The sequence below is a fragment of the Luteibacter sp. genome (assembly GCF_035539195.1).
GTDB lineage: Bacteria > Pseudomonadota > Gammaproteobacteria > Xanthomonadales > Rhodanobacteraceae > Luteibacter.
The window spans coordinates 90,178-111,880 of the sequence record NZ_DATLIW010000009.1; the positions used below are offsets into that span (position 1 = coordinate 90,178).

The window sequence follows — 21,703 nt, forward strand, 5'->3', positions numbered from 1 at the left end:
AGTTGTGTGGAACGAACCTTCTACCGTCGACCGGGTTAATCGGTCATGACCGCTGCGGTGACGGTGGCGATATCGGCAGGCGTATCGACGACCTTCCACGCACCGGCGCCTTCCAGCTCCTCGCGATCGCCGAAGCCCCACGACACGCCGATGCCGCGTACGCCATTGGCGACCGCGCCTTCCATGTCATAGAGGCGGTCGCCCACCATGATGGTGTCGTCGGCCGGATGATCGAAGTCGGCCAGGGCGGCCGCGATCATCGTGGCTTTCTCGCTGTGCGCCGTCGACAGGTCGGGGGCGTACACGCGTTCGAAATAATGCCCGAAGGGCAGGTGGGCGATGATCGGGCCGGCGTGCGGGAGTGGCTTGCTGGTGACGACGGCCAGGCGATGGCCGGCTGCCGACAGTGAGGCGATCAATTCGGCAATACCGTCGTAGACGGTGTGTTCCGACCAGCCCACGTCGCGGAAGCGTTCGCCGTACGCGGCGACGGCAGCCTCGATGCGTTCGCTATCGTCACCGAGGATGGCGGCATAGCTCACGCGCAGCGGCGGACCGACCCAGGCGCGCAAGGCGGCATCGTCCGGCGCTTCGGCACCGACGCTCGCCAGGGAATGGCGAACGCCCGCGAAGATGCCGATCTCGGAATCGATGAGGGTGCCGTCGAGATCGAAGAGGAAGAGCATTACTTCGTCTCCGCGCGGGCCTTGAGCGCCGCGACCGCCGGCAGTTCCTTGCCTTCGAGGAATTCGAGGAACGCGCCGCCGCCGGTGGAGATATAGGAAACGCCGTCTTCGATGCCGTACTTGTCGACCGCGGCCAGCGTGTCGCCGCCACCGGCGATCGAGAACGCCTTCGAGGCGGCGATGGCGCGCGCCAGCGTTTCCGTACCCTTGCCGAAGGCGTCGAACTCGAACACGCCGACAGGACCGTTCCAGACCACCGTGCCGGCCTTGGCGATCAGCTCGGCGTAACGCTTGGCCGTGTCCGGGCCGATGTCGAGGATCATCTCGTCGTCGGCGACATCGCCGACGCTCTTGACCGTGGCCTTCGCCGTGGCGGCGAACTCGGTGGCGACGACGACATCGGTCGGCACGGGCACGTCGGCGCCGCGCGCCTTGGCGGCGGCGATGATGTCCTTTGCCGTATCGAGCAGGTCGGCTTCGACCAGCGATTTGCCCACCTTGTGGCCCTCGGCCAGGATGAAGGTATTGGCGATGCCGCCACCGACGATCAGCTGATCCACGCGGCCGACGAGGTTCTTCAGCAGCTCGAGCTTGGTCGATACCTTGGAGCCGGCGACGATGGCGAGCAGCGGTTTGTCCGGGTTCTCCAGGGCCTTGCCCAGCGCGTCGAGCTCCTTCGCCAGCAGCGGGCCGGCCGCGGCGACCGGCGCGAAGCGGATCACGCCATGGGTGGAGGCCTGGGCGCGATGCGCGGTGCCGAAAGCATCCATGACGAACACGTCGCACAGCGCGGCGTACTTCTTCGAGAGTGCTTCGTCGTCCTTGCCCTCACCGACGTTCATGCGGCAGTTCTCGAGCACGACCACCTCACCCTCGGCGACGTCGACACCGTCCAGGTAGTCGCGCACCAGGCGGACGTCCTTGCCGAGCTTCTTGCCCAGCCACTCGGCGACCGGCTTCAGCGAGGAGGCTTCGTCGAACTGGCCTTCTTTCGGGCGACCCAGGTGGGAGATGACCATGACCTTCGCCCCGGCGTCGCGTGCGGCGACGATGGTCGGCAACGAGGCATCCAGGCGCTGGGTGGAGGTGATCTTTCCGTTTTCCACGGGGACGTTGAGGTCCTCGCGGATCAGCACGCGCTTGCCGCGCAGGTCGAGGTCTTGCATGCGGATGACGGACACGTTGGACTCCAGCTTCGGTTCGGAGAAACGGCCATTGTCGGTCTCTGGCCCTGTAGCAGGCAAATCGCGGCGGGGCATTGCCGATGAATCGGCTCCCACACCAAGCCGGGAGCATCAACCGCAGGGCAAGTGTCAGGTGGGAGCCGGGAGCATCAACCCCAGGGCAGGTGTCAGGTGGAAGCCGGGAGCATCAGCCCAGGGCAGGTGTCATGTGGAAGCCGGGAGCATCAGCCGCATGCAGGGCAGGTGTGTTGTGGGAGCCGCTTCAGCGGCGAAGGTGGGAGCCGCTTCAGCGGCGAAGGTGGGAGCCGATTCATCGGCGATCGCGCGGCAGCGCGCCATGGCATCGCCAGACCCTCCGGCTAGAATCCAGCCGTCCCTTCAAGGAAGCCCCATGTCCCTCGTCCTCTACACCTACTGGCGCTCCAGCGCCGCCTACCGTGTCCGCATCGCCCTGAATCTGAAGGGCCTGCCTTACGAAGCCCGCCCGGTGCACCTGGTGAACGAAGGCGGAGAGCATCTGAAGCCGGCTTACCGTGAGATCTCCCCCCAGGCCCAGTTGCCGACCCTGCTGGACGGCGACCGGACCATCCGCCAGTCCATGGCCATCCTGGAATACCTCGACGAGACCCGGCCGGAGGTTCCCCTCATGCCAGCCGATGCGCTGGGCAGGGCACGCGTTCGCGAGCTGATGCAGGCCGTGGGCACGGATATCCATCCGCTGGGCAACCTGCGGGTGCTGAGGGCGATCGAGGCGGAGTTCGGGGCGGACCAGGCGGTCAAGGAGAGGTGGTCACGGCGTTGGATCAAACAGGGCTTCGACGGGATCGAGGCCTTGCTGGCGCGGGGATCGTCCGGACGCTTCAGCTACGGCGAGACGCCGACCCTGGCCGATTGCTGCCTGGTGCCGCAGTTCTACAACGCGGTGCGTTGGGGGGTGGATCTGGCCCCGTACCCGATCATCCGTCGGGTCGTCGAGGCATGCCAGGCGCTGGAGGCTTTCCAGAAAGCCGCGCCCGAGGCGCAACCGGACGCCCAGTAAGCAAGGCGGTCGCCCGGCTCGATAGGGCAGATCGCGGCGTGGGCCACCGTGTCGCGGGAGCACGGTGCTGTGGGAGCAGGAGCACAGTGCTGTGGGAGCACGGTGCTGTGGCAGCACGGTGTTGTGGGAGCCGCTTCAGCGGCGATCCCGCGGCAGCGGGCCAGGGTGCGGCAAGCACCCATCGCCGCTGAAGCGGCTCCCACAAATGAAGCGGCTCCCACAAATGAAGCGGCTCCCACAAATGAGGCGGCTCCTACAAATGAAGCGGCTCCCACAAACAAATGAGGCGGCTGCCACAAATGAAGCGGCTGCCACCAAAGGGCAGCCCGGCCCCGATCGGAGGCGTCAGACCCCGATCCCGTACGGGTCGCTCGACGCGAACTCGTTGCTCGTCGAGCCCTCGGACAGGCGGATCTTCAGGGCAAGGCCATCGCGCGAGTCGGCCTTGTTCAGGGTTTCCTCGAGCGTGATGTGGCCGTCCTTGTACAGCCGGTACAGCGACTGGTCGAAGGTCTGCATGCCTTCCTGCAGGCTGCGGTCCATGGCGTCCTTCACCTCGTGGATCTGGCCGCGGCGGATCATGTCGCGGATCAGCGGGGTGTTCAGGAGCACCTCGGTCGCCGGCATGCGACGGCCGTCCTTGCCGATCACCAGGCGCTGGGAGATCACCGCGCGCAGGTTCAGGGCCAGGTTCATCAGCACGTTCTTGTGCGCCGATTCCTGGAAGAAGTTCAGGATGCGCTCGAGGGTCTGGTCCGCATTGTTGGAATGCAGGGTGGCCAGGCAGAGGTGGCCGGTTTCCGAGAAGGCGATGGCTGCCTCCATGGTCTCCGTGTCGCGGATTTCGCCGATCATGATCACGTCCGGCGCCTCACGCATGGCGTTCTTCAACGCCTCGTGGTAGCTGTGCGTGTCCAGGCCCACTTCGCGCTGGTTGATGATCGAGCGTTTGTGGCGGTGCAGGTACTCGATCGGGTCCTCGATGGTGAGGATATGGCCCGAGCTGTTGTTGTTGCGGTGGTCCAGCATGGCCGCCAGCGTGGTCGACTTGCCGGAGCCGGTGGCGCCCACGCAGAGGATCAGCCCGCGCGGCTCCATGATCAGGTCGCGGAAGATCGTGGGCAGGCGGAGTTCCTCGAGCGAGGGGATCTCGCTCTTGATGGCACGGATGACCATGCCGATCTCGCCGCGCTGCTTGAACACGTTGATACGGAAGCGCCCCGCCTCTTTCACGGCCAGGGCCATGTTGAGCTCGAGGTCGCGTTCGAACTGGGGCACCTGGCCTTCGTCCATCAGCGAATAGGCGATTTTCTTCACCATGCCGCTAGGCAGGCCCGTGTTACCTAACGGGTAGAGCTTGCCTTCCACCTTGATGTTCACGGGGGCTCCGGTCGTCAGGAACATGTCCGACGCACCCTTGTCCACCATTAGCTTCAGGAAATAACCGATATCCACCTAAACCCCCGGGCGTTCGCATTACAATCGAGACGAGGTCTCCCTAGACCTTCTTATATCGACAATATCTCGCAAACCTGTAAGAGGATAACGAGTGATGGTGCACATCTTGCCGTCGAAAGCCCTTTCCAAGGGCCGCCGGCTCCTCGCCCTGGCCTCATTGGCCCTGGCGATCGCTACTCTCGCTGGCTGTGCCAGCGCTCCGCCGCCGGATGGTGCCATGAACCAGGCACTTGCCCAGCTACAGGCGGCGCGCGACGCTGGTGCAGCCGATTATGCGCCGGTCGACCTCGACTACGCGCAGGGTAAGTTCCGCCAGGCGCAAACCGCCATGGCGAGCCGCAAGTACGACGAGGCCGCCGTGCTGGCGGACGAGTCCCGTGCGGATAGCGAACTGGCCCGGGCCAAGGCCCGGCTGGGTGCCGCCCGCGCCCAGAACCAGACCAAGAGCCAGGAAAACTCGCGCATGCGCGTCGAGATGATCGACAACCATGCGAATGACACGGTGCCGATTCCGACCAACGTGCAGGAGACGGAAAGCGTCCTGCCGGAACCGACCAACACCACGCCGCCGCCCGTCGGCGGCCAGACCCAGCCGCTGAATGACCATCAGGGAGGCCAGTGATGAAGCGCTCGACCATCCTCCTTTCCGCCCTGGTCCTTGCCGTTTTTTCGGCAGGGGCGGCCATGGCCGCCACCGACGACCTCGACATCCGCCGGCTGAACTCCAGCCTGGACCAGCTCTCGGCGGACCCGGTCCTCGGCGGCTACGCCCAGGCCGAGCAGGCCCGGGCCCGCGAGGCGATCAACCAGATGGCGCAGTTCAAGCCCAAGGACAAGGAGCACGCGCACTACCTGTACATCGCCGAGCGTCGGGTGGATATCGCCAAGGCGATGGCCCAGTTCCAGGACGCCCAGACCAAGTCGGCCCAGTTGGACCGCGAGCACGACTCCATCCTGCTCGAGGCCAGCCGCCTCGACGCCGAGATGGCCCGTCGCCAGCTTGAACAGCAGCGCGCCCAGAACCAGATGATCCAGGAAGAGGCCGCCCGCCTGCAGCAGCAGGGTGTCGAGTACTCCCAGGCGCTGGAGCAGGCCAAGGCCGAGGGCGACAAGGCGCGTCAGGTTGCCGCGGCCCAGGCCAAGGTCGCCAACGCCGCCAAGAAGCAGGCCGCGCTGGCCGAGGCGGCGGCACGCGCCATGCGTGACGCCAGCTCCTCCGACGGTGCCGCCGACCCGGCGCCCACCCCGAAGAAGTCGAAGAAAGGCGGCGGCAACTAAACGCCCCCGGCCCGCTGTGGGAGCCGCTTCAGCGGCGATCGGACGCTTGCGGATGAGACGCACGATCCGCCTTGCACGAATCGCCGATGAATCGGCTCCCACACAGGCCGTGCCGGCCCCGCCAGACGGCGGGTCCGGCGCTTACTTGACGGGTAAACCGTTGCGCCTGCAACCGTTTTTTCGGTTGCCGATTGAGAAAGATCGGTCTTGCGACACCCCTCCGAGCGGAGTAGCTTCGAACTCCCGTCACGCGAAAAACACGTGACGGCCCTCCCCAACGCGAGGAGTTCGCTATGTTCGAAAACCAGCAGCGCGACGACGTAGAGCAGTTCATTCACGCCGATGCCGACACCCGTCGTCTCTTTTACCGCCACCAAGAACTCGACACCAAGCTGCATGACGCCAATATCGGCTGTCTGCCCATGGACGACCAAAGCCTGGCGGGCCTCAAGAAAGAAAAGCTGCAGGCCAAGGAGAAGCTCCAGCGAATGTGGGACAGCTGGCAGCAATCACGACACTGACCCCTCTCCGGGTTCACTCATTCAAGAAGACGGGCACGGGAACGTGCCCGTTTTTTTATGGTCCTTTGCCTACACCGTTTTGGATCGGCCGAGAAGCCGGGCATCGGTTCAGCGCGCCAGCCTTTATCATGTGCGCCCAAAGGGGCGAGGTCGCAGGGACCGCGCCCGAGAAAACACGGAGTTCCAATGAGCGTTCATGACAGCGTCCTCGATCTGATCGGCCACACCCCCATGGTGCGCGCCCAGCGTCTGGATACTGGCCGTTGCGAGCTCTTCCTGAAGCTGGAAAGCGCCAACCCGGGTGGCTCGGTAAAGGACCGCATCGGCATGTCGATGATCGAAGGCGCCGAGCGCGCCGGGAAGATCAAGCCGGGCGACACCCTCGTGGAAGGTACGGCCGGCAATACTGGCCTGGGCCTCGCCCTTGTCGCGCAGCAGAAAGGCTACCGCCTGGTCCTGGTCGTTCCCGACAAGATGAGTCGCGAGAAGATCTTCAACCTCAAGGCCATGGGTGCCGAAGTGGTGCTTACCCGCTCCGACGTGGCCAAGGGTCATCCCGAGTACTACCAGGACATGGCCGAGCGCATCGCGCGTGAGACGCCAGGCGCCTATTTCATCAACCAGTTCGGCAACCCGGACAATCCGTTGGCGCACCAGCAAACCACCGGACCGGAAATTCTCGAGCAGATGGACGGAAAGGTCGACGCCATCGTCGTCGGCTGCGGCTCGTCGGGCACGATGAGCGGCCTGACCGCCTACCTGCGCGAGCACTCGCCCAACACCCGCATCATCCTCGCCGATCCGGTCGGCTCGATCCTCGCCGAGTACATCAACGAGGGGAACCTGTCCGAGAAGTCCGGCAGCTGGATGGTCGAAGGGATCGGCGAAGATTTCCTGCCATCGATCAGTGACTTTTCGATGGTCGAGAAGGCTTTCGCCATCAGCGACAAGGAAAGCTTCCTGGCCGCGCGCGAGCTGCTGGCGAAGGAGGGCGTCCTGGGCGGTTCGTCCACCGGCACCCTGCTGGCAGCCGCCCTGAAGTACTGCCGCGAACAGACCGAGCCCAAGCGCGTGGTCACCCTGGTCTGCGACACCGGCAACAAGTACCTGTCGAAGATGTACAACGACTACTGGATGCTGGACAACGGCTTTCTCGAGCGGGAGCGCTTCGGCGATCTGCGCGACCTGATCCTGCGTCCGTACGCCCAGCGCGATACGGTCGTGATCAAGCCGGACGACATGCTGGTCACCGCCTACAACCGAATGAAGCTGTACGACGTCTCGCAGCTGCCGGTGATGGAGAGTGACCGCATCGTCGGCATCCTCGACGAATCCGATGTGCTCCTGCACGTGCATTCCGATGAAACCCGGTTCCGCGACCCCGTCTCGACGGCCATGATCGCTTCGCCGGAAATGCTCCAGGTTCGCGAGCCGATCGAGGCACTCTTGTCCGTGTTCGAGAAAGGGCACGTGGCGATCGTTGTCGATGGCGAACAGTTCCTGGGGCTCATCACCCGTATCGATCTGCTCAATTACCTGCGCCGCAAGGTCAATTAAGAAGGATTACGCCTCATGTGTGGAATCGTCGCCGCCGTCGCGCAGCGTGATATCGCGCCCATCCTCATCGCTGGCCTGAAGGCCCTCGAGTACCGTGGCTATGACTCCGCGGGCATGGCCATCGCCGATGGCGGCGAAATCCGCCGTGTCCGCGCCAAGGGCAAGGTCCGCGAGATGGAGGCCCTCTACGATGCCGATCCGGTGCCGGGCGGCACGGGTATCGCGCACACGCGCTGGGCGACGCATGGCGTGCCCAGCGAGGTCAACGCGCATCCGCACGTGCAAGGGCGCATCGCCATCGTGCACAACGGCATCATCGAGAACTACGCCTCGCTCCGCGACAAACTGCGGGCGAAAGGCCGCGTGTTCCATTCGGAAACGGATACCGAGGTCATGGGTGCGGTGATCGACGAGCATGTGCAGGCCGGCAAGTCGCTGCGCGAGGCCGTCACGGCCGCCGTGCGCGAACTCGAAGGCGCCTATGCGATCGCCGTGATGAGCCTGGACGAGCCGGAGCGGATCGTCGGCGCCCGTCGTGGCTGCCCGCTGCTGGTCGGCATCGGTATTGGCGAGCACTTCCTCGGCTCGGATGCCCAGGCGCTCATCAAGGTCACCAATCGGATGATGTACCTCGAGGAAGACGACGTCGTCGAGATCACGCGCGAAACCGTGGAGGTGTTCGGCCTCGATGGCCAGCGGGTCGACCGCACCGCGCACGAGAGCGAGATCAGCGCGGATTCGGTGGAGCGTGGCGAGTATCGCCACTACATGCAGAAGGAAATCTTCGAGCAGCCGCGTGCCGTCGCCGATACGCTGGAGGGCCGCATCGGCCCGCATGGCATCCTGCCGAACATCTTCGGTATCGACGCCGACCCGATCCTCGAGCAGACGCGCGCGATTCATATCGTCGCCTGCGGTACCAGCTACCACGCCGGCATGGTGGCGAAGTACTGGATCGAGCAGTTCGCGCGGATCCCGGTCGTCGTCGAGGTAGCCAGCGAGTATCGCTACCGCGACGTCGTGGTGCCGGAGAACACACTCTTCGTGGCCGTGTCGCAGTCGGGCGAAACCGCCGACACGCTGGCCGCCATGCGTGAGTCGCGTCGTCGTGGGTACCTTGCCACGTTCGCCATCTGCAACGTGCCGGAGTCGTCGGTGGTTCGCGAGTCCGACCTGCGTCTGATGACGCGAGCGGGTCCGGAAATCGGCGTCGCCTCGACCAAGGCGTTCACCACCCAGCTCACCGCGTTCGCGTTGCTGGCGCTGGACCTCGGTCGTCGTCGTGGGCTGGATGGTGCGAAGTACCTCGAGCACTGCAAGGAACTGCAGTCGTTGCCGCGCTACATCGAGAACGCGCTCAAGATCGAGCCGGAGATCATCAAGATCGCCGATCATTTCATCAATAAGCAGCATGCATTGTTCCTCGGCCGCGGCGCGCAGTTCCCCGTGGCACTGGAAGGCTCGCTCAAGCTCAAGGAAATCTCGTATATCCACGCCGAGGCGTATCCGGCGGGCGAGCTCAAACATGGCCCGCTGGCGCTGGTCGACGAGAACATGCCCATCGTGGCCGTGGCGCCGAACGGTCCGCTGCTCGACAAGTTGAAGTCCAATCTGCAGGAAGTGCGCGCCCGTGGCGGCGAGTTGATCGTCTTCGCGGACGAGCGCGCAGAGATGGACGAAGGCACGGAACACGTGGCCATGGTTCGCGTGGACGGCGGCGGCGACCTGATCGCGCCGGCGGTGTTTACCATTCCGCTGCAACTGCTGGCGTATCACGTTGCCGTGCAGCGGGGGACGGATGTGGATCAGCCGCGGAACCTGGCCAAGTCGGTGACGGTGGAATAGCGGCTAGCGAGCGACGTCCCATGACCAGCCAGGCAACGATCCACGCCCTTTCCGATGTTCAGTCGACGAGCGTCGGCGCCCGCACGCGGGTCTGGCAGTTCGTGGTGATCCTCCCGGGTGCGGTCATCGGCGAGGACTGCAACATCTGCTCGCACTGCTTCATCGAGAACGACGTGGTCGTGGGTGACCGGGTCACCGTGAAGAGCGGGGTGCAGCTGTGGGACGGCGTTCGTCTTGAAGACGATGTATTTGTCGGGCCGAATGTGACTTTTACCAACGACCGGATGCCGCGCTCGCGGCAGCATCCGGGGCGTTTCCCGCAGACGCATGTCCGCCCTGGTGCATCGATCGGAGGCGGAGCGACCATTCTGCCGGGGCTGGAGGTCGGCGAGCGGGCGATGGTCGGAGCGGGCGCCGTGGTGACGCGAGATGTGCCCGCACGAGCGATCGTTGTAGGGTCACCCGCGAGGGTGATCGGCTACGTCGACGACGCGGCGTCGTAATCGCCGGCCAGGACCTTCCGCAGATCGCTGCGCCAGTCCGGTGGCACGACACCGAAGGCAGCGAGGGTCTTGGTCGTGTCGAGCACCGACCACGCCGGACGCTTCGCCGGCGTCGGGTAATCGGCCGTCGCGATGGGCCGTACCGATGGCTTCGTCGGCAGGCGTCCGCTTGCCGCGACCTCGTCGAAGATAGCCGTCGCAAACCCATGCCATGTCGCAGCGCCCGCGGCCGTCAGATGAAAGACGCCGCGTCGCCGCGCGTGCGGCCTTTCCTTCAGCCACGTATCGGCGATATGCGTGGTTGCCCTGGCGAGGAAGCCGGCGCTGGTTGGCGTGCCGTGCTGGTCGTCCACGACGCTTAGCGTGTCGCGCTCCGCGCCGAGCCGCAGCATGGTCGTGAGGAAATTGCGTCCCCGAAGGCTGTACACCCAGGCGGTGCGCAGCACGAGATGGTCCACCCCGGTTGCCGCCAAAGCCTGCTCGCCGGCGAGCTTGCTGCGGCCATAGACGCCTAGCGGCGCGGTGGCATCGTCTTCGGTATACGGGTGATGCGCCGTGCCGTCGAAGACGTAGTCGGTGGAATAGTGAATCACCGCACCGCCCCAGTTCGCGACCGCGGAGCCGATGAGTCCCGGCAGGACCGCGTTGATCCGTGTCGCGGCATCCACGTCCGACTCCGCCTGGTCCACGGCCGTGTAGGCAGCCGCGTTCACGACCAGGTCGGGGCGAAGGCGGTCAAGTAGGGAGTGCACCGCCGCAGGGTTGGAGAGGTCGCAGCGTAGCGAATCGTCTGCGGCGGACCGCGACGAAGCGTGCACCTCACCGAGGGTCGGCAGCGTACGGTGCAGATAGCCACCCAGCTGACCGTCGGCCCCGAGTAGCAGGATCTTCACGGCAGGTAATCGGGAAGCCGATCGCGCGGCACGTCGTCGAAGAACGGCGCCTTGCGATCCTTTGCCGAGAGCTCGGGATCGGATACCGGCCAGTCGATGGCGAAGCGCGCATCGTTCCAGCGCACCGCCGCATCGGCGGCCGGGTCATAAAGCGTGGTGCATTGGTAGACGAAGGTGGCTTCGTCGGAGACCACGCAGAATCCATGGGCGTACCCAGGAGCGATCCAAAGGTGGCGTTTGTTGTCGCCGGAAAGCATGACCGCGACGGACTGGCCGAACGTGGGAGAGTCCGGGCGGATGTCTACCGCGACGTCATAGACCTCGCCATCGAGCACGCTGACCAGTTTGCCCTGCGGATTCGGCCACTGATAATGGAGCCCGCGCAACACACCGCGCCGCGAACGGGATACGTTGCTCTGCACGAAGCTCGCGTCGATACCGTTGGCTGCAAAGCGCGCCTGGTTGAAGCTTTCATAGAAGAACCCGCGTTCGTCGCCGTGCACCGTTGGTTCGACGATGACGACACCCGGGAGTTCCGTGGCAATGCACTTCACGCTTGTCCATCCAGTTCGGCGAGCCGGAGAAGATACTGGCCGTATCCGACTTTGGACAGGGGCTCGGCGAGGCGGCCCAGCTGTTCGCGATCGATCCATCCGTTGACGAAGGCGATTTCCTCCGGGCAGCAGATCTTCAGGCCCTGGCGATTCTCGATGGTCTGGATGTAATTGCCGGCTTCCATCAGGGATTCGTGCGTGCCTGTATCCAGCCAGGCGTAGCCGCGGCCGAGTTGCTCGAGGTGAAGTTGGTCCTGTCCGAGGTAGCGTCGGTTGAGATCGGTGATTTCCAGTTCGCCACGCACCGAGGGTCGTAGCTCGGACGCGTACGTCGGTGCATGTTCGTCGTAGAAATAAAGGCCGGTGACCGCGTAGTTCGACTTCGGTCTCGCCGGTTTTTCCTCGATGTCGAGGACTTTGCCGTTCTCGCCCAGGCTGGCGACGCCGTAGCGCTGCGGGTCGCGCACCCAGTAACCGAACACCGTGGCGCCTTCGTCGCGCGCGTCGGCCCGTCGCATGCGCTCGGTAAGGCCGTCGCCGTAAAAGATGTTGTCGCCCAGCACCAGGCAGCTCGGGGCGCCGTCGAGGAACTCCCGGCCGATCAGGAAGGCCTGGGCGAGACCATCCGGGCTGGGCTGCACGGCGTAGCGGATCGAGATGCCCCACTGCGAACCGTCACCGAGGAGGCGCTGAAACATGGCCTGCTCGTGCGGCGTGTTGATCACGAGGATCTCGCGAATACCAGCCAGCATGAGGGTACCCAGCGGGTAGTAGATCATCGGTTTGTCGTACACCGGCAGAAGCTGCTTGCTGACGCCCTGGGTGATCGGGTACAGCCGGGTTCCAGATCCGCCGGCGAGGATGATTCCCTTGCGATTCTTCATTGTCCGAGTCGTTCCATCCGATAGCTGCCGTCGAGAATGCCTGTTACCCATGCCTGATTGGCCAGATACCAGTCCACGGTGAGTGCCAGACCGGAGGCGAAATCGTTGCGCGGGGTCCAGCCGAGGTCGCGTTGGATCTTGCCTGCGTCGATCGCGTAGCGCCGGTCGTGGCCGGGGCGATCGCGAACGAAGCGGATGAGCGAGGCGCGGGGGGCGCCCGTCGGCAAGCGCTCGTCCAGAAGTGCGCAGATGGTCTTCACCACGTCGAGGTTGGTCTGTTCGCTGTCGCCGCCCACGTTGTAGGTCTCACCCGGCGTGCCCTTCTCGAGCACCGCAGCAATGGCGTCACAGTGGTCTTCCACGAAGAGCCAGTCGCGGATGTTGAGGCCATCGCCATACACAGGCAGCTCCTCGCCCGCCAGGGCTTTCTGGATGACGAGGGGGATCAGTTTCTCGGGGAACTGGTACGGACCGTAGTTGTTAGAGCAGTTGGTCGTCAGTACGGGCAGGCCGTACGTGTGGTGGAACGCCCGCACGAGGTGGTCCGACGCGGCCTTGGAGGCCGAGTACGGCGAGTTCGGTGCGTACGGTGTGCTCTCGGTGAAGCGCCCCTCGGGGCCGAGCGAGCCGTAGACCTCATCCGTAGACACGTGCAGGAAGCGGAAGTCCTGCGCCTGGGCGCCGGTCAGGCCGCGCCAGTGGTCGCGGGTTACTTCCAGCAGTGCCAGGGTCGCGGTGACGTTGGTCTGGATGAAGGCGGCTGGCCCATCGATGGAACGGTCGACATGCGACTCCGCGGCGAAATTGACCACGGCGTCCGGCAGGTGCTCGGCCAGAAGGGACGCGACGAGCGGCGCGTCGCCGATGTCGCCGTGGACGAACCGGTGGCCCGGGTGGCCACGGAGAGGCGCCAGGGTGGACAGGTTGCCGGCGTAAGTCAGCTTGTCCAGGTTGACGACGCGGTGGCCGGCCGCCACGGCCCGATGAACGAAATTGCCGCCGATGAAGCCGGCGCCGCCGGTGACCAGAAGTGTGGACATGAACGACCTTGATGTGGCCCAGGGTGAGGTCTCCCAGGCGATGGCGCCGATTATGGGCGATCGGGCGCCGACCGTCGCCTACACCGGACCTAGATGAACACCGCTTCAGACTACCCAGCCGAGAGGCCGCCAAGACGGTAATATGAGTCGCTTTACCGTGGCGCATGGTGCGCGCTCGGAACAATTATTTCAGGTAGATCAATGGCTTCCAAGAAAGCGACGCAAGTATTCGGTCTGGGCACCCGGGCGATCCACGCCGGTCAGCACCCTGATCCGTCGACGGGCGCGATCATGACGCCGATCTATGCGACCTCGACCTACGTGCAGTCCAGTCCGGGCAAGCATCAAGGCTACGAGTACTCGCGTACCCAGAATCCTACCCGCATGGCCTATGAGCGTTGCGTCGCCGACCTCGAGGGCGGTGTCGCCGGCTTCGCTTTCGGTTCTGGCCTGGGCGGCGCCTCCACCGTCCTAGATCTGCTCGACTCGGGCGACCACGTCATCGCCATGGACGACCTCTATGGTGGCACCTACCGGTTGTTCGAGCGCGTTCGTCGCCGCTCCGCCGGGCTGGACTTCACCTTCATCGATCTCAACGACACGGCGGCGCTCAAAGCTTCGCTGAAGCCGAACACGAAGATGATCTGGGCGGAAACGCCGACCAATCCGATGCTCAAGCTCGTCGACCTGGCCAAGCTCTCTGCGTTCGCGAAGAAGCACGGCCTGATCCTCGTCGTCGACAACACCTTCTGCTCGCCCATGCTCCAGCGCCCGATCGAATACGGCGCGGACCTGGTGCTGCATTCGGCTACCAAGTACCTCAATGGCCATTCGGACATGGTCGGCGGCATCGTCGTCGCTGCCAACGAGGAAATGGCAGAGCGCATGGGCTTCCTGCAGAACTCGGTGGGCGCGGTCGCCGGTCCGTTCGATTCGTTCCTGGCCATGCGTGGCCTGAAGACCCTGCACCTGCGCATGAAGGCGCACTGCGAATCCGCGCTGGATATCGCGCGCTGGCTCGAAAAGCATCCGGCCATCGAGAAAGTCATCTACCCCGGCCTGAAGTCGCACCCGCAGCATGCGCTGGCGCGTCGGCAGATGGATGGTTTCGGCGGGATCATTTCGGCCGAGGTGAAGGGCGGTCTGCGTGCCGCACGCAAGATGCTCGAGCGTTGCGAGATTTTCGCGCTGGCCGAGTCGCTCGGTGGCGTTGAGAGCCTGATCGAACATCCGGGGATCATGACGCATGCGTCGATCCCGCCGGCGACGCGTAAGCGGCTGGGGATCAGTGATGGGTTGATCCGGTTGTCGGTGGGCGTGGAGGATGTGGAAGATTTGCGTTCGGAGCTTGGCCGGGCGCTGGCCCGTTGATGGCGGTCGACTTGGCCTGCCTGGCGCCCGTCCCTGCGAGAGAAGAATGATCCTATGAGCGAGTTACTACGTGCTGTCTGGCGCTACCGCAACTTCATTCTCTCCTCGGTCAAAAACGACCTGAAAGCGCGCTTTGCCCGCAGCCGGTTGGGCGCCGCGTGGATGGTTCTGCAGCCACTGGCGCAGGTTGCCATCTACTCCGTCGTCCTTTCGCGCGTCATGGGCGCCAAGCTTCCCGGAACGACGAATCAGTACGCGTACTCCATCTATCTGATGGCCGGCATGCTTGCGTGGTCGCTGTTCATCGAAGTGGTGACGCGCTCGCTGACGTTGTTCGTCGACAACGGCAATCTGATGAAGAAAATCTACTTCCCGCGCGCGACACTGCCGTTCATCGCAGTTGGCTCCGCTCTGGTCAGTAATCTTTTTCTGTTCATTGCGACAATTTTCATCTTTGCGATCGTTGGTCATCCGCCGACTTGGGCATTTCTTTGGATTCCGCTGCTGGTGGCGATTAATGTCGCGTTCTCGCTCGGACTGGGTTTGCTCCTAGGTGTCATCAACGTATTCGTTCGCGATGTCGGTCAGGTTATGGCTGTGGTCTTGCAGTTGTGGTTCTGGATCACGCCGATCGTCTATATGCCGAGCATCCTTCCCGCCGGATTTGGCCGTGTCATCGCGGCGAATCCACTTTTTTATATCGTCTCAGCATTTCAGAACGTATTGCTGTACGGACAGGGGCCTGCGCTCATTCCGCTCGCCTGGACTGCCCTTGGGAGCGTATTCCTGCTGGCGATCGCTTTTCTGATGTTCAGGCGCGCCGCGCCCGAAATGGTGGATGTCCTCTGATGTCTAACATCCTCGAAGTAAGCGGGCTGGGAAAGGCCTTCCGTGACTATGGAAGCGAATTCAAGCGTTTCGCCTCGTGGTTCGGCGTCACGGTGACCCCACGCCATGAACATTGGGTCCTGCGCGATATTTCCTTCGTCGTTGGCCGTGGGGAAGCCATCGGCATCGTAGGACAGAATGGTGCGGGCAAGAGCACGTTACTCAAGCTAATTACCCGTACGCTTATGCCAACCGAGGGCTCGGTTGCAGTGCATGGCCGGATCGCTGCCATTCTTGAGCTCGGCATGGGTTTTAGTCCTGACCTCACGGGTCGGCAGAACGTGTACCACGCTGCTGGCCTGATGGGTTTTTCGCGAGATCAGATAGACGCGGCTATTCCGGATATCGAGGCGTTCGCTGAGATCGGCGAGTACTTCGACGAACACGTTCGCACATATTCCAGCGGCATGCAGATGCGTGTCGCATTCAGCGTTGCAACGGCGTTCCGCCCTGATATTCTCATCGTGGATGAGGCACTGTCCGTCGGCGATGCTTATTTCCAGCACAAGTGTTTCAAGCGCATTAAAGAGTTCCGCGAGCAAGGGACGAGCCTATTGATCGTGTCGCATGACAGCGGCGCCATTCAAAGCATGTGCGACCGGGCAGTCTTGCTACAGGGAGGGCGTGTCGTTCGTGACGGCGACCCCGTGGAAGTCATGGATGCCTATAACGCGCTCATCGCCGAGCGCGAGAACAGTACGATGAAGGTGGAACGCCTGGAGACGGGGCAGGTACAGACCACCTCGGGTACGTTCGAAGCCGTTGTCAAAGAAATTCAGCTCTATGCCATGGATGGGGAGCGGATCGAATTCATCGACGTCGGGCAGGATGTCGAATTGCGGATAGATGTCGAGGCTCGAGCTGACATTCCGCGGCTGGTGTTGGGGTACATGATCAAGGATCGGCTTGGGCAACCGGTCTTTGGAACCAACACCTTTCATACCAGGCAAGTTGTCGACGATGTTCCTGCTGGTTGCACGGTGTCCTACGTGGCCCGGTTCACGATGAATCTGGGTCCCGGGAGCTATTCAATTTCGACCGCACTGGTGAGTACTGATACCCACCTGGTCGACAACTACGAGTGGCGTGACCTGGCCTTGATTTTTACGGTCGCCAATCATTCGCATGCTCACTTCGTCGGCAGTGCCTGGATTCCTCCGAAGATTGATATCAAGTCCCTGCCATGACTTTCGTTAGCTACGCTCAAAATTTCGAGGACGTCATGCTGCATCGTGCGTTGAAGCACGTGCGGCACGGCGTCTACGTCGACGTTGGTGCCCAGCATCCGACCGTCGACTCCGTCACAAAGGCATTCTCGCTGATGGGTTGGCGAGGAATAAATATTGAGCCTGTCCGGTACTGGTTCGACATGCTCGAGGTCGACAGGCCGCACGACGTCAATCTGAATATTGCGGTCGGCGATGGAGCCAACCTCTCTTTCTTCGAGGTGCAAGGTACGGGTCTTTCGACGACCGATCCAGCACTTGCCGCGCGATATACTGCCGAAGGTCGAGAAGTCATCGAACGTAAGGTTCGCGCCGTTCCTCTCGACGAAATACTCAGTTCGAACGCTTTCGATGAAGTGCATTTCCTGAAGATCGACTGTGAAGGTGCTGAGCGCGCCGCGCTCGCCTCTTGCTCTTTCGAGACAGTGCGTCCGTGGATCGTCGTGGTCGAAGCGACGGAACCCAACAGCCAAGTGAGTACGGCTTGGCAGTGGGAAAGTCTGCTCACCGATCGCGGCTACACGAGAGTCTACAATGACGGCCTGAATCTCTATTTTGTTGCAAAGGAACACGACGAACTCCGTGCGGAGTTCGCCTTGCCGCCTAATGTCTTCGACAACTACGAACGGGCGCGCGACAAGGAAGCGCACGAACAACGCGTGCAGTTCCATCTCCAGGCGCATAACCTGACCGATCACGTGCGTCACCTGGATAGCGAGATCAGCTCGTTGCGATCGATGGTGGCCGAGCTGTCGAGAAGTCTGGGCATGGCTACGGAAGAGCACGCCCGTTGGCGCGCGCGCGCCGAAGAGGACCTCGGTGCTGCCATCGCCCGACGCGACGCACTGCACGACGGCATGATACGGGAGCATTCCCGCGTGCTTCAGCAGCATCACGAGTTGACCAGCCGGATCGCTCAGCTCCAAGTGGAGCTTTCGCAGCGCGAATACATGGTCCATGCAATGTTGCACAGCACATCGTGGCGCCTGACGGCGCCGGTTCGGCAATTGAAGTCGCAAGCCCGGCGCGGTGCACGGCTGGTGTGGCGAATGAGTCGCCCTGCCGTCGCGCGGGCAGCCAGGGCATCAAGGCCATTGATGCGCGTGGCGTTGCGTACTCCAGGACTTCGTGCGGCGGTACGCGCCGTCGCAGGCCCGGAGACGAGGATAGGCCGGCGGGCAAGGGCGTTTCTTTTCCCTGCCGGCATGACGGGAGTTGGCGACAGCCCACCGGTTGCCATGACGGAAAGCGCAGAAGCTGTGGAAGGGCAGTTGCGCGCCGCCATTGAGCGAAAATTGGACAGTTGAGAGCGCTTTTTTTTATGGGGAGCTTATGCGCGTACTGATCGACCTGCAGGCATGCCAGTCGCCGGGTGGCCGCATCCGCGGTGTGGGGCGGTACTGTCTCGCTCTTGCAAAGGCGATGGCGCTCGCGCACAGGGAGCATGAGGTCTGGTTTCTCCTCAATGGCGCCATGGTGTCGTCCGCGGCGTTTCTGCGCGACGTTCTCCTCGATGTCGTTCCGCAAGAGCGGGTAGTCTGCTGGCAAAGTGTGCCCCCTACCGCAGCGATCGATCCGGCTAACCACGTGCGAGGTTTGCTGGCCGAGCGCGTCCGAGAGCAGTACATCGAGGCCTTCCACGCAGACGTCGTACTCACCATGAGTATGGTCGATGGCTATGGCGACGCTGTGGTCACCTCGGTTCGACCTGGGTCCTCAGCTCTCCAAGTAGCCATTGTGTTTGACTTGATTCCGCTGGTAGTGCCCGAGGTGTACCTGGCCAATCCAAATGTCGCCACCTGGTACATGCGCAAGCTCGAGCATCTTCGTCGCTGCGACCTGCTGTTAGGTATCTCCGACTTCACTACACGGGAGGCATCTAACCTGCTTGGTGTGGCGGATAGCGCTGTCGTGAACATTTCCGCGGCCGTCGATCCCGTTTTCAAGGTGCTGAGCGGCAAGGTGAGCGCCATTGCGGTTGGCCGCAAATATGGCATCGTCAGGCCGTTCGTGATGTATGCGGGCGGGTACGACCCACGAAAGAACCTCGTCCGACTAATCGAGGCGTATGCGGCGCTACCGACGGTGGCGCGCGAGACGTATCAGCTCGTGTTCGTTGGGGGGATTGGCGAGCCGGAACTTGTAGCTCTCAAGGAGGCACGTGACGCTCACGGTCTTTCTGCGGATGAACTCGTGTTCACCGGCTTTGTCAGTGATGATGAACTCGTCCGCTTCTACAACGCGTGTGCGCTTTACGCCTTCCCGTCCACACATGAAGGATTCGGGCTTCCGGCATTGGAGGCTATGTCGTGCGGTGCCGTCGTGGTCGGTTCGAATACGACCAGTCTGCCGGAGGTTATCGACTGCGACGAGGCTCTCTTCGATCCTTACGACGTTTCGTCGATAGCGGCAGCATTGCGTCGGGGGCTCACAGACGACGATTTCCGGGGGCGAATGCGCACGCACGGTCTCGAACAGGCGAAGCGCTTCTCCTGGTCGGAGTCTGCACGGCGCGCATGGGAGGCGATCGAGTGTCGTTTCGAGGCCCGGAAGGGGCTCGTGCCCGAGGCGCTGCCTCCTGTCGATCGTCGATCTCGACGAATCGCTCTGCTCAGCGCGGGACCTCCCGACCGGGAGCTGGCAACCCTGCTGGGTCGCGCGGAAGTTTTTGGTGACCTCGGCAATCAGGTGTTTGCGCATGCCACCCTCCCTTCCGGGTGGAAGAAACATTCGATTCACTCGTTTATCGGATCCATGTTCGACGAGGTATACGTCGACGTCCGAAATGAGGCTTCGTCCGCATCGTTGCTGATTGCCGCCAAGGATTGCTACGCAACCTTGTTGCCGCACGACGAAACCTGCGATGCGGTTGCCCAGGCACTGACTCGCGAGAACCCGACCCTGCTGGCGGCGATGCTCTACGGCTGGGGTGGTTATTCGGCCCTCGGTCGCCGCGAGGCCGTCGACGGACTGGCCGCCTTGCCAATGGCATTGTTGGGATTCGGATCCCCGCGTTGGCGGGTCGCGAACCCGTCGCGCCTGGAAGAATCCTCCATTGCGTCATCGAACATCGACGAACTGGTTTCGATTCCCGGCGTCTCCGCTCTCGCGACGGATGATCTTTCCAGGCTCGCTGCCGCCCTGGCCGAAAATTCCCCGCCCCGTTTCACGCAGAGGGTGCTGTACGTCGATATCTCCCAACTCGTGCTCACCGACGCGGGCACGGGTATTCAGCGCGTCGTCCGGCACGTTGTGGCGGAAATGCTCGATGCGGTACCGGACGGCTTCCGGGTCGAGCCGGTCTATATTCACCCGGGGGACGTCTTTCGTTACGCTCGCTCTTACGTGGGGAAGCGGTTTCATGGCACGGCGACGCTTCCCGGTGACAGCCCGGTTGATTTTCGTCAGGGCGACATCTTCCTTGGTCTCGACCTCGCGGCTCATCTCGTCCCCGCTCACAAGAGCACGTTCGTGCGGATGCGGAGCCTCGGCGTAAAAGTGACCTTCGTGGTGTACGACATGCTTCCGCTTCTCCGGCCGGATTGCTTTGATCCGCCTGGCCTTCCGACATTTCGTGCGTGGTATGAGGCGATCGCGGAGGTCGCCGACGGCATCGTGGCTATTTCGCGCACTGTCGCCGACGAGTTCAAGCGGTGGCTTCCTCAAGCGGGTCCATCGCGATCCACGCCGCTGCGCCTGGGATGGTTTCATCTGGGGGCGGACCTGGCCAAGGGTGTGAGAGACGTCGCTGATCCTTCGGCACTGCCGTCCGGCTTGGATTCCCAGCCGACGCTCTTGATGGTTGGGACGGTGGAGCCGCGGAAGGGCCACGGGCAGGCGTTGGCGGCGTTCGAAGTGCTTTGGCGTCGCGGAATCGACGTCAATCTCGTCATCGTCGGCAAGCAGGGGTGGCACGTCGAGAAACTGGCTTCCCGGTTGCGGAATCACCCGGAGCGCGGAAAACGCCTGTTCTGGCTCGAGAAAGCTAACGACAACGAGCTGATTTCGATGTACCACGCCGCTTCTGGCCTCCTCGCAGCATCCGAGGGTGAAGGCTTTGGCCTGCCGCTGATCGAAGCGGCGCAGTATGGTCTGCCGATCGTCGCGCGAGACCTCCCGGTGTTCCGGGAGGTGGCCGGTGAGCACGCGTACTATTTCAGCGGACTCGAGGCAGAGTCGCTGGCTGATGCGGTTGAGCGTTGGATCGACCTTCGCACGCAGGGATATGCGCCGGAATCCCGAGGTATGCCGTGGCTGACATGGCAACAGAGTGCCGCTCAATTGGTCGATGTCGTTGTCGGCGGTGCCTGGCAAGACAGTTGGTCACCGGGTGGGGATCGTCGATTCCTTGCCAGCGATTATCGCGCTGATGCCACGACCGGGGCTCTCGCCCGGGAATGCCGCGCAACGACACGTGTGCCCGGGCTACTTTTCGGGACGCCAGGGATTGAGGTTGCTGCGGGGCGGTATTCCATTCGCATAGCCGGTGACTTTCCCGTCGGCTCCGGAAGCGCCTGGGTGGACGTGGTTGCCCAGGCTGGGCGTTGGCGAGTGGTTTCCGACCCGCTGGTCCATGGTGTCGGAACGATCGGGGCGCTCGATGTCGTCCTGGACGAGGATATCAGCGACCTGCAGGTGAGGATCATGGTCGATGCCGAAGCGGAACTGGTTTTCAGGTCCGTGGAGATAGTTGCCTCAGAGATCGAATCCTCCACCTAGGCCGGCGTGCTCGAAGGCGCTTTTGGACTTGAGTCACCCGGGCCCCTCGTGGAAAAT

Annotated in this window: 18 protein-coding genes and 1 pseudogene; 12 read left to right on the top strand and 7 right to left on the bottom strand. The window is 63.2% G+C overall.

The window, feature by feature from the left end; all coding sequences use genetic code 11:
- Positions 1-35: 35 nt before the first annotated feature.
- Positions 36-686 (bottom strand): HAD hydrolase-like protein, encoded by a 651-nt coding sequence (locus VM621_RS02665; RefSeq protein ID WP_325467444.1) that lies wholly within the window; start codon positions 684-686, stop codon positions 36-38.
- Complete coding sequence (locus tag VM621_RS02670) at positions 686-1,867, bottom strand: phosphoglycerate kinase (RefSeq protein ID WP_325467445.1); 1,182 nt, start codon at positions 1,865-1,867, stop codon at positions 686-688. The genes VM621_RS02665 and VM621_RS02670 overlap by 1 nt, the downstream gene beginning before the upstream one ends.
- A gap of 394 nt (positions 1,868-2,261) precedes the next feature.
- Here VM621_RS02670 and maiA point away from each other — a divergent pair, with 394 nt between their 5' ends.
- Positions 2,262-2,909 (top strand): maleylacetoacetate isomerase, encoded by a 648-nt coding sequence (maiA, locus tag VM621_RS02675; protein WP_325467446.1) that lies wholly within the window; start codon positions 2,262-2,264, stop codon positions 2,907-2,909.
- A gap of 345 nt (positions 2,910-3,254) precedes the next feature.
- Here maiA and VM621_RS02680 read toward each other — a convergent pair whose 3' ends face one another.
- Entirely contained in the window at positions 3,255-4,364 is a 1,110-nt protein-coding gene (locus VM621_RS02680) for a PilT/PilU family type 4a pilus ATPase (RefSeq protein WP_325467447.1), read from the bottom strand.
- A 220-nt stretch (positions 4,365-4,584) separates the two neighbouring features.
- Here VM621_RS02680 and VM621_RS02685 point away from each other — a divergent pair, with 220 nt between their 5' ends.
- From VM621_RS02685 to VM621_RS02710, 6 genes and pseudogenes are all read left to right on the top strand, one after another.
- Positions 4,585-4,989 (top strand): DUF4398 domain-containing protein, encoded by a 405-nt coding sequence (locus tag VM621_RS02685; RefSeq protein WP_325467448.1) that lies wholly within the window; start codon positions 4,585-4,587, stop codon positions 4,987-4,989.
- The gene (locus VM621_RS02690; RefSeq protein WP_325467449.1) at positions 4,989-5,645 is read left to right on the top strand and encodes a DUF4398 domain-containing protein; all 657 of its coding nucleotides are present in this window, start codon (positions 4,989-4,991) and stop codon (positions 5,643-5,645) included. The genes VM621_RS02685 and VM621_RS02690 overlap by 1 nt, the downstream gene beginning before the upstream one ends.
- A gap of 293 nt (positions 5,646-5,938) precedes the next feature.
- A complete protein-coding gene (locus VM621_RS02695; protein WP_325467450.1) occupies positions 5,939-6,166 on the top strand; it encodes a YdcH family protein in 228 nt (75 codons plus the stop codon).
- A gap of 186 nt (positions 6,167-6,352) precedes the next feature.
- Positions 6,353-7,723 (top strand): pyridoxal-phosphate dependent enzyme, encoded by a 1,371-nt coding sequence (locus tag VM621_RS02700; RefSeq protein ID WP_325467451.1) that lies wholly within the window; start codon positions 6,353-6,355, stop codon positions 7,721-7,723.
- 15 nt (positions 7,724-7,738) lie between these two features.
- Positions 7,739-9,568, top strand: coding sequence for a glutamine--fructose-6-phosphate transaminase (isomerizing) (gene glmS / locus VM621_RS02705; protein ID WP_325467452.1), 1,830 nt, complete (start codon positions 7,739-7,741; stop codon positions 9,566-9,568).
- 20 nt (positions 9,569-9,588) lie between these two features.
- A pseudogene (locus tag VM621_RS02710) lies at positions 9,589-10,059 on the top strand (acyltransferase); the annotation flags it as partial.
- Here VM621_RS02710 and rfbD read toward each other — a convergent pair.
- The 4 genes from rfbD to rfbB are packed head-to-tail and all read right to left on the bottom strand — an operon-like array spanning position 10,047 to position 13,442.
- Positions 10,047-10,964, bottom strand: a complete 918-nt coding sequence (rfbD, locus tag VM621_RS02715) for a dTDP-4-dehydrorhamnose reductase (protein WP_325467453.1) — start codon at positions 10,962-10,964, stop codon at positions 10,047-10,049. The pseudogene VM621_RS02710 and the gene rfbD overlap by 13 nt on opposite strands.
- A complete protein-coding gene (gene rfbC / locus VM621_RS02720; protein ID WP_325467454.1) occupies positions 10,961-11,518 on the bottom strand; it encodes a dTDP-4-dehydrorhamnose 3,5-epimerase in 558 nt (185 codons plus the stop codon). Before rfbC ends, rfbD begins: the two co-directional genes overlap by 4 nt.
- Complete coding sequence (gene rfbA, locus VM621_RS02725; RefSeq protein ID WP_325467455.1) at positions 11,515-12,402, bottom strand: glucose-1-phosphate thymidylyltransferase RfbA; 888 nt, start codon at positions 12,400-12,402, stop codon at positions 11,515-11,517. Before rfbA ends, rfbC begins: the two co-directional genes overlap by 4 nt.
- Positions 12,399-13,442, bottom strand: coding sequence for a dTDP-glucose 4,6-dehydratase (gene rfbB, locus VM621_RS02730; protein ID WP_325467456.1), 1,044 nt, complete (start codon positions 13,440-13,442; stop codon positions 12,399-12,401). Before rfbB ends, rfbA begins: the two co-directional genes overlap by 4 nt.
- Positions 13,443-13,643: 201 nt before the next feature.
- Here rfbB and VM621_RS02735 point away from each other — a divergent pair, with 201 nt between their 5' ends.
- The 5 genes from VM621_RS02735 to VM621_RS02755 are packed head-to-tail and all read left to right on the top strand — an operon-like array spanning position 13,644 to position 21,646.
- Positions 13,644-14,813 (top strand): PLP-dependent aspartate aminotransferase family protein, encoded by a 1,170-nt coding sequence (locus tag VM621_RS02735; RefSeq protein ID WP_325467457.1) that lies wholly within the window; start codon positions 13,644-13,646, stop codon positions 14,811-14,813.
- A 54-nt stretch (positions 14,814-14,867) separates the two neighbouring features.
- Positions 14,868-15,662 (top strand): ABC transporter permease, encoded by a 795-nt coding sequence (locus VM621_RS02740; RefSeq protein WP_325467458.1) that lies wholly within the window; start codon positions 14,868-14,870, stop codon positions 15,660-15,662.
- A complete protein-coding gene (locus VM621_RS02745) occupies positions 15,662-16,888 on the top strand; it encodes an ABC transporter ATP-binding protein (RefSeq protein ID WP_325467459.1) in 1,227 nt (408 codons plus the stop codon). Before VM621_RS02740 ends, VM621_RS02745 begins: the two co-directional genes overlap by 1 nt.
- A complete protein-coding gene (locus VM621_RS02750; protein ID WP_325467460.1) occupies positions 16,885-18,234 on the top strand; it encodes an FkbM family methyltransferase in 1,350 nt (449 codons plus the stop codon). The genes VM621_RS02745 and VM621_RS02750 overlap by 4 nt, the downstream gene beginning before the upstream one ends.
- A gap of 25 nt (positions 18,235-18,259) precedes the next feature.
- Positions 18,260-21,646: a glycosyltransferase family 1 protein gene (locus tag VM621_RS02755; protein ID WP_325467461.1), complete on the top strand. Its 3,387-nt coding sequence runs from the start codon at positions 18,260-18,262 to the stop codon at positions 21,644-21,646.
- Positions 21,647-21,703: the final 57 nt, after the last annotated feature.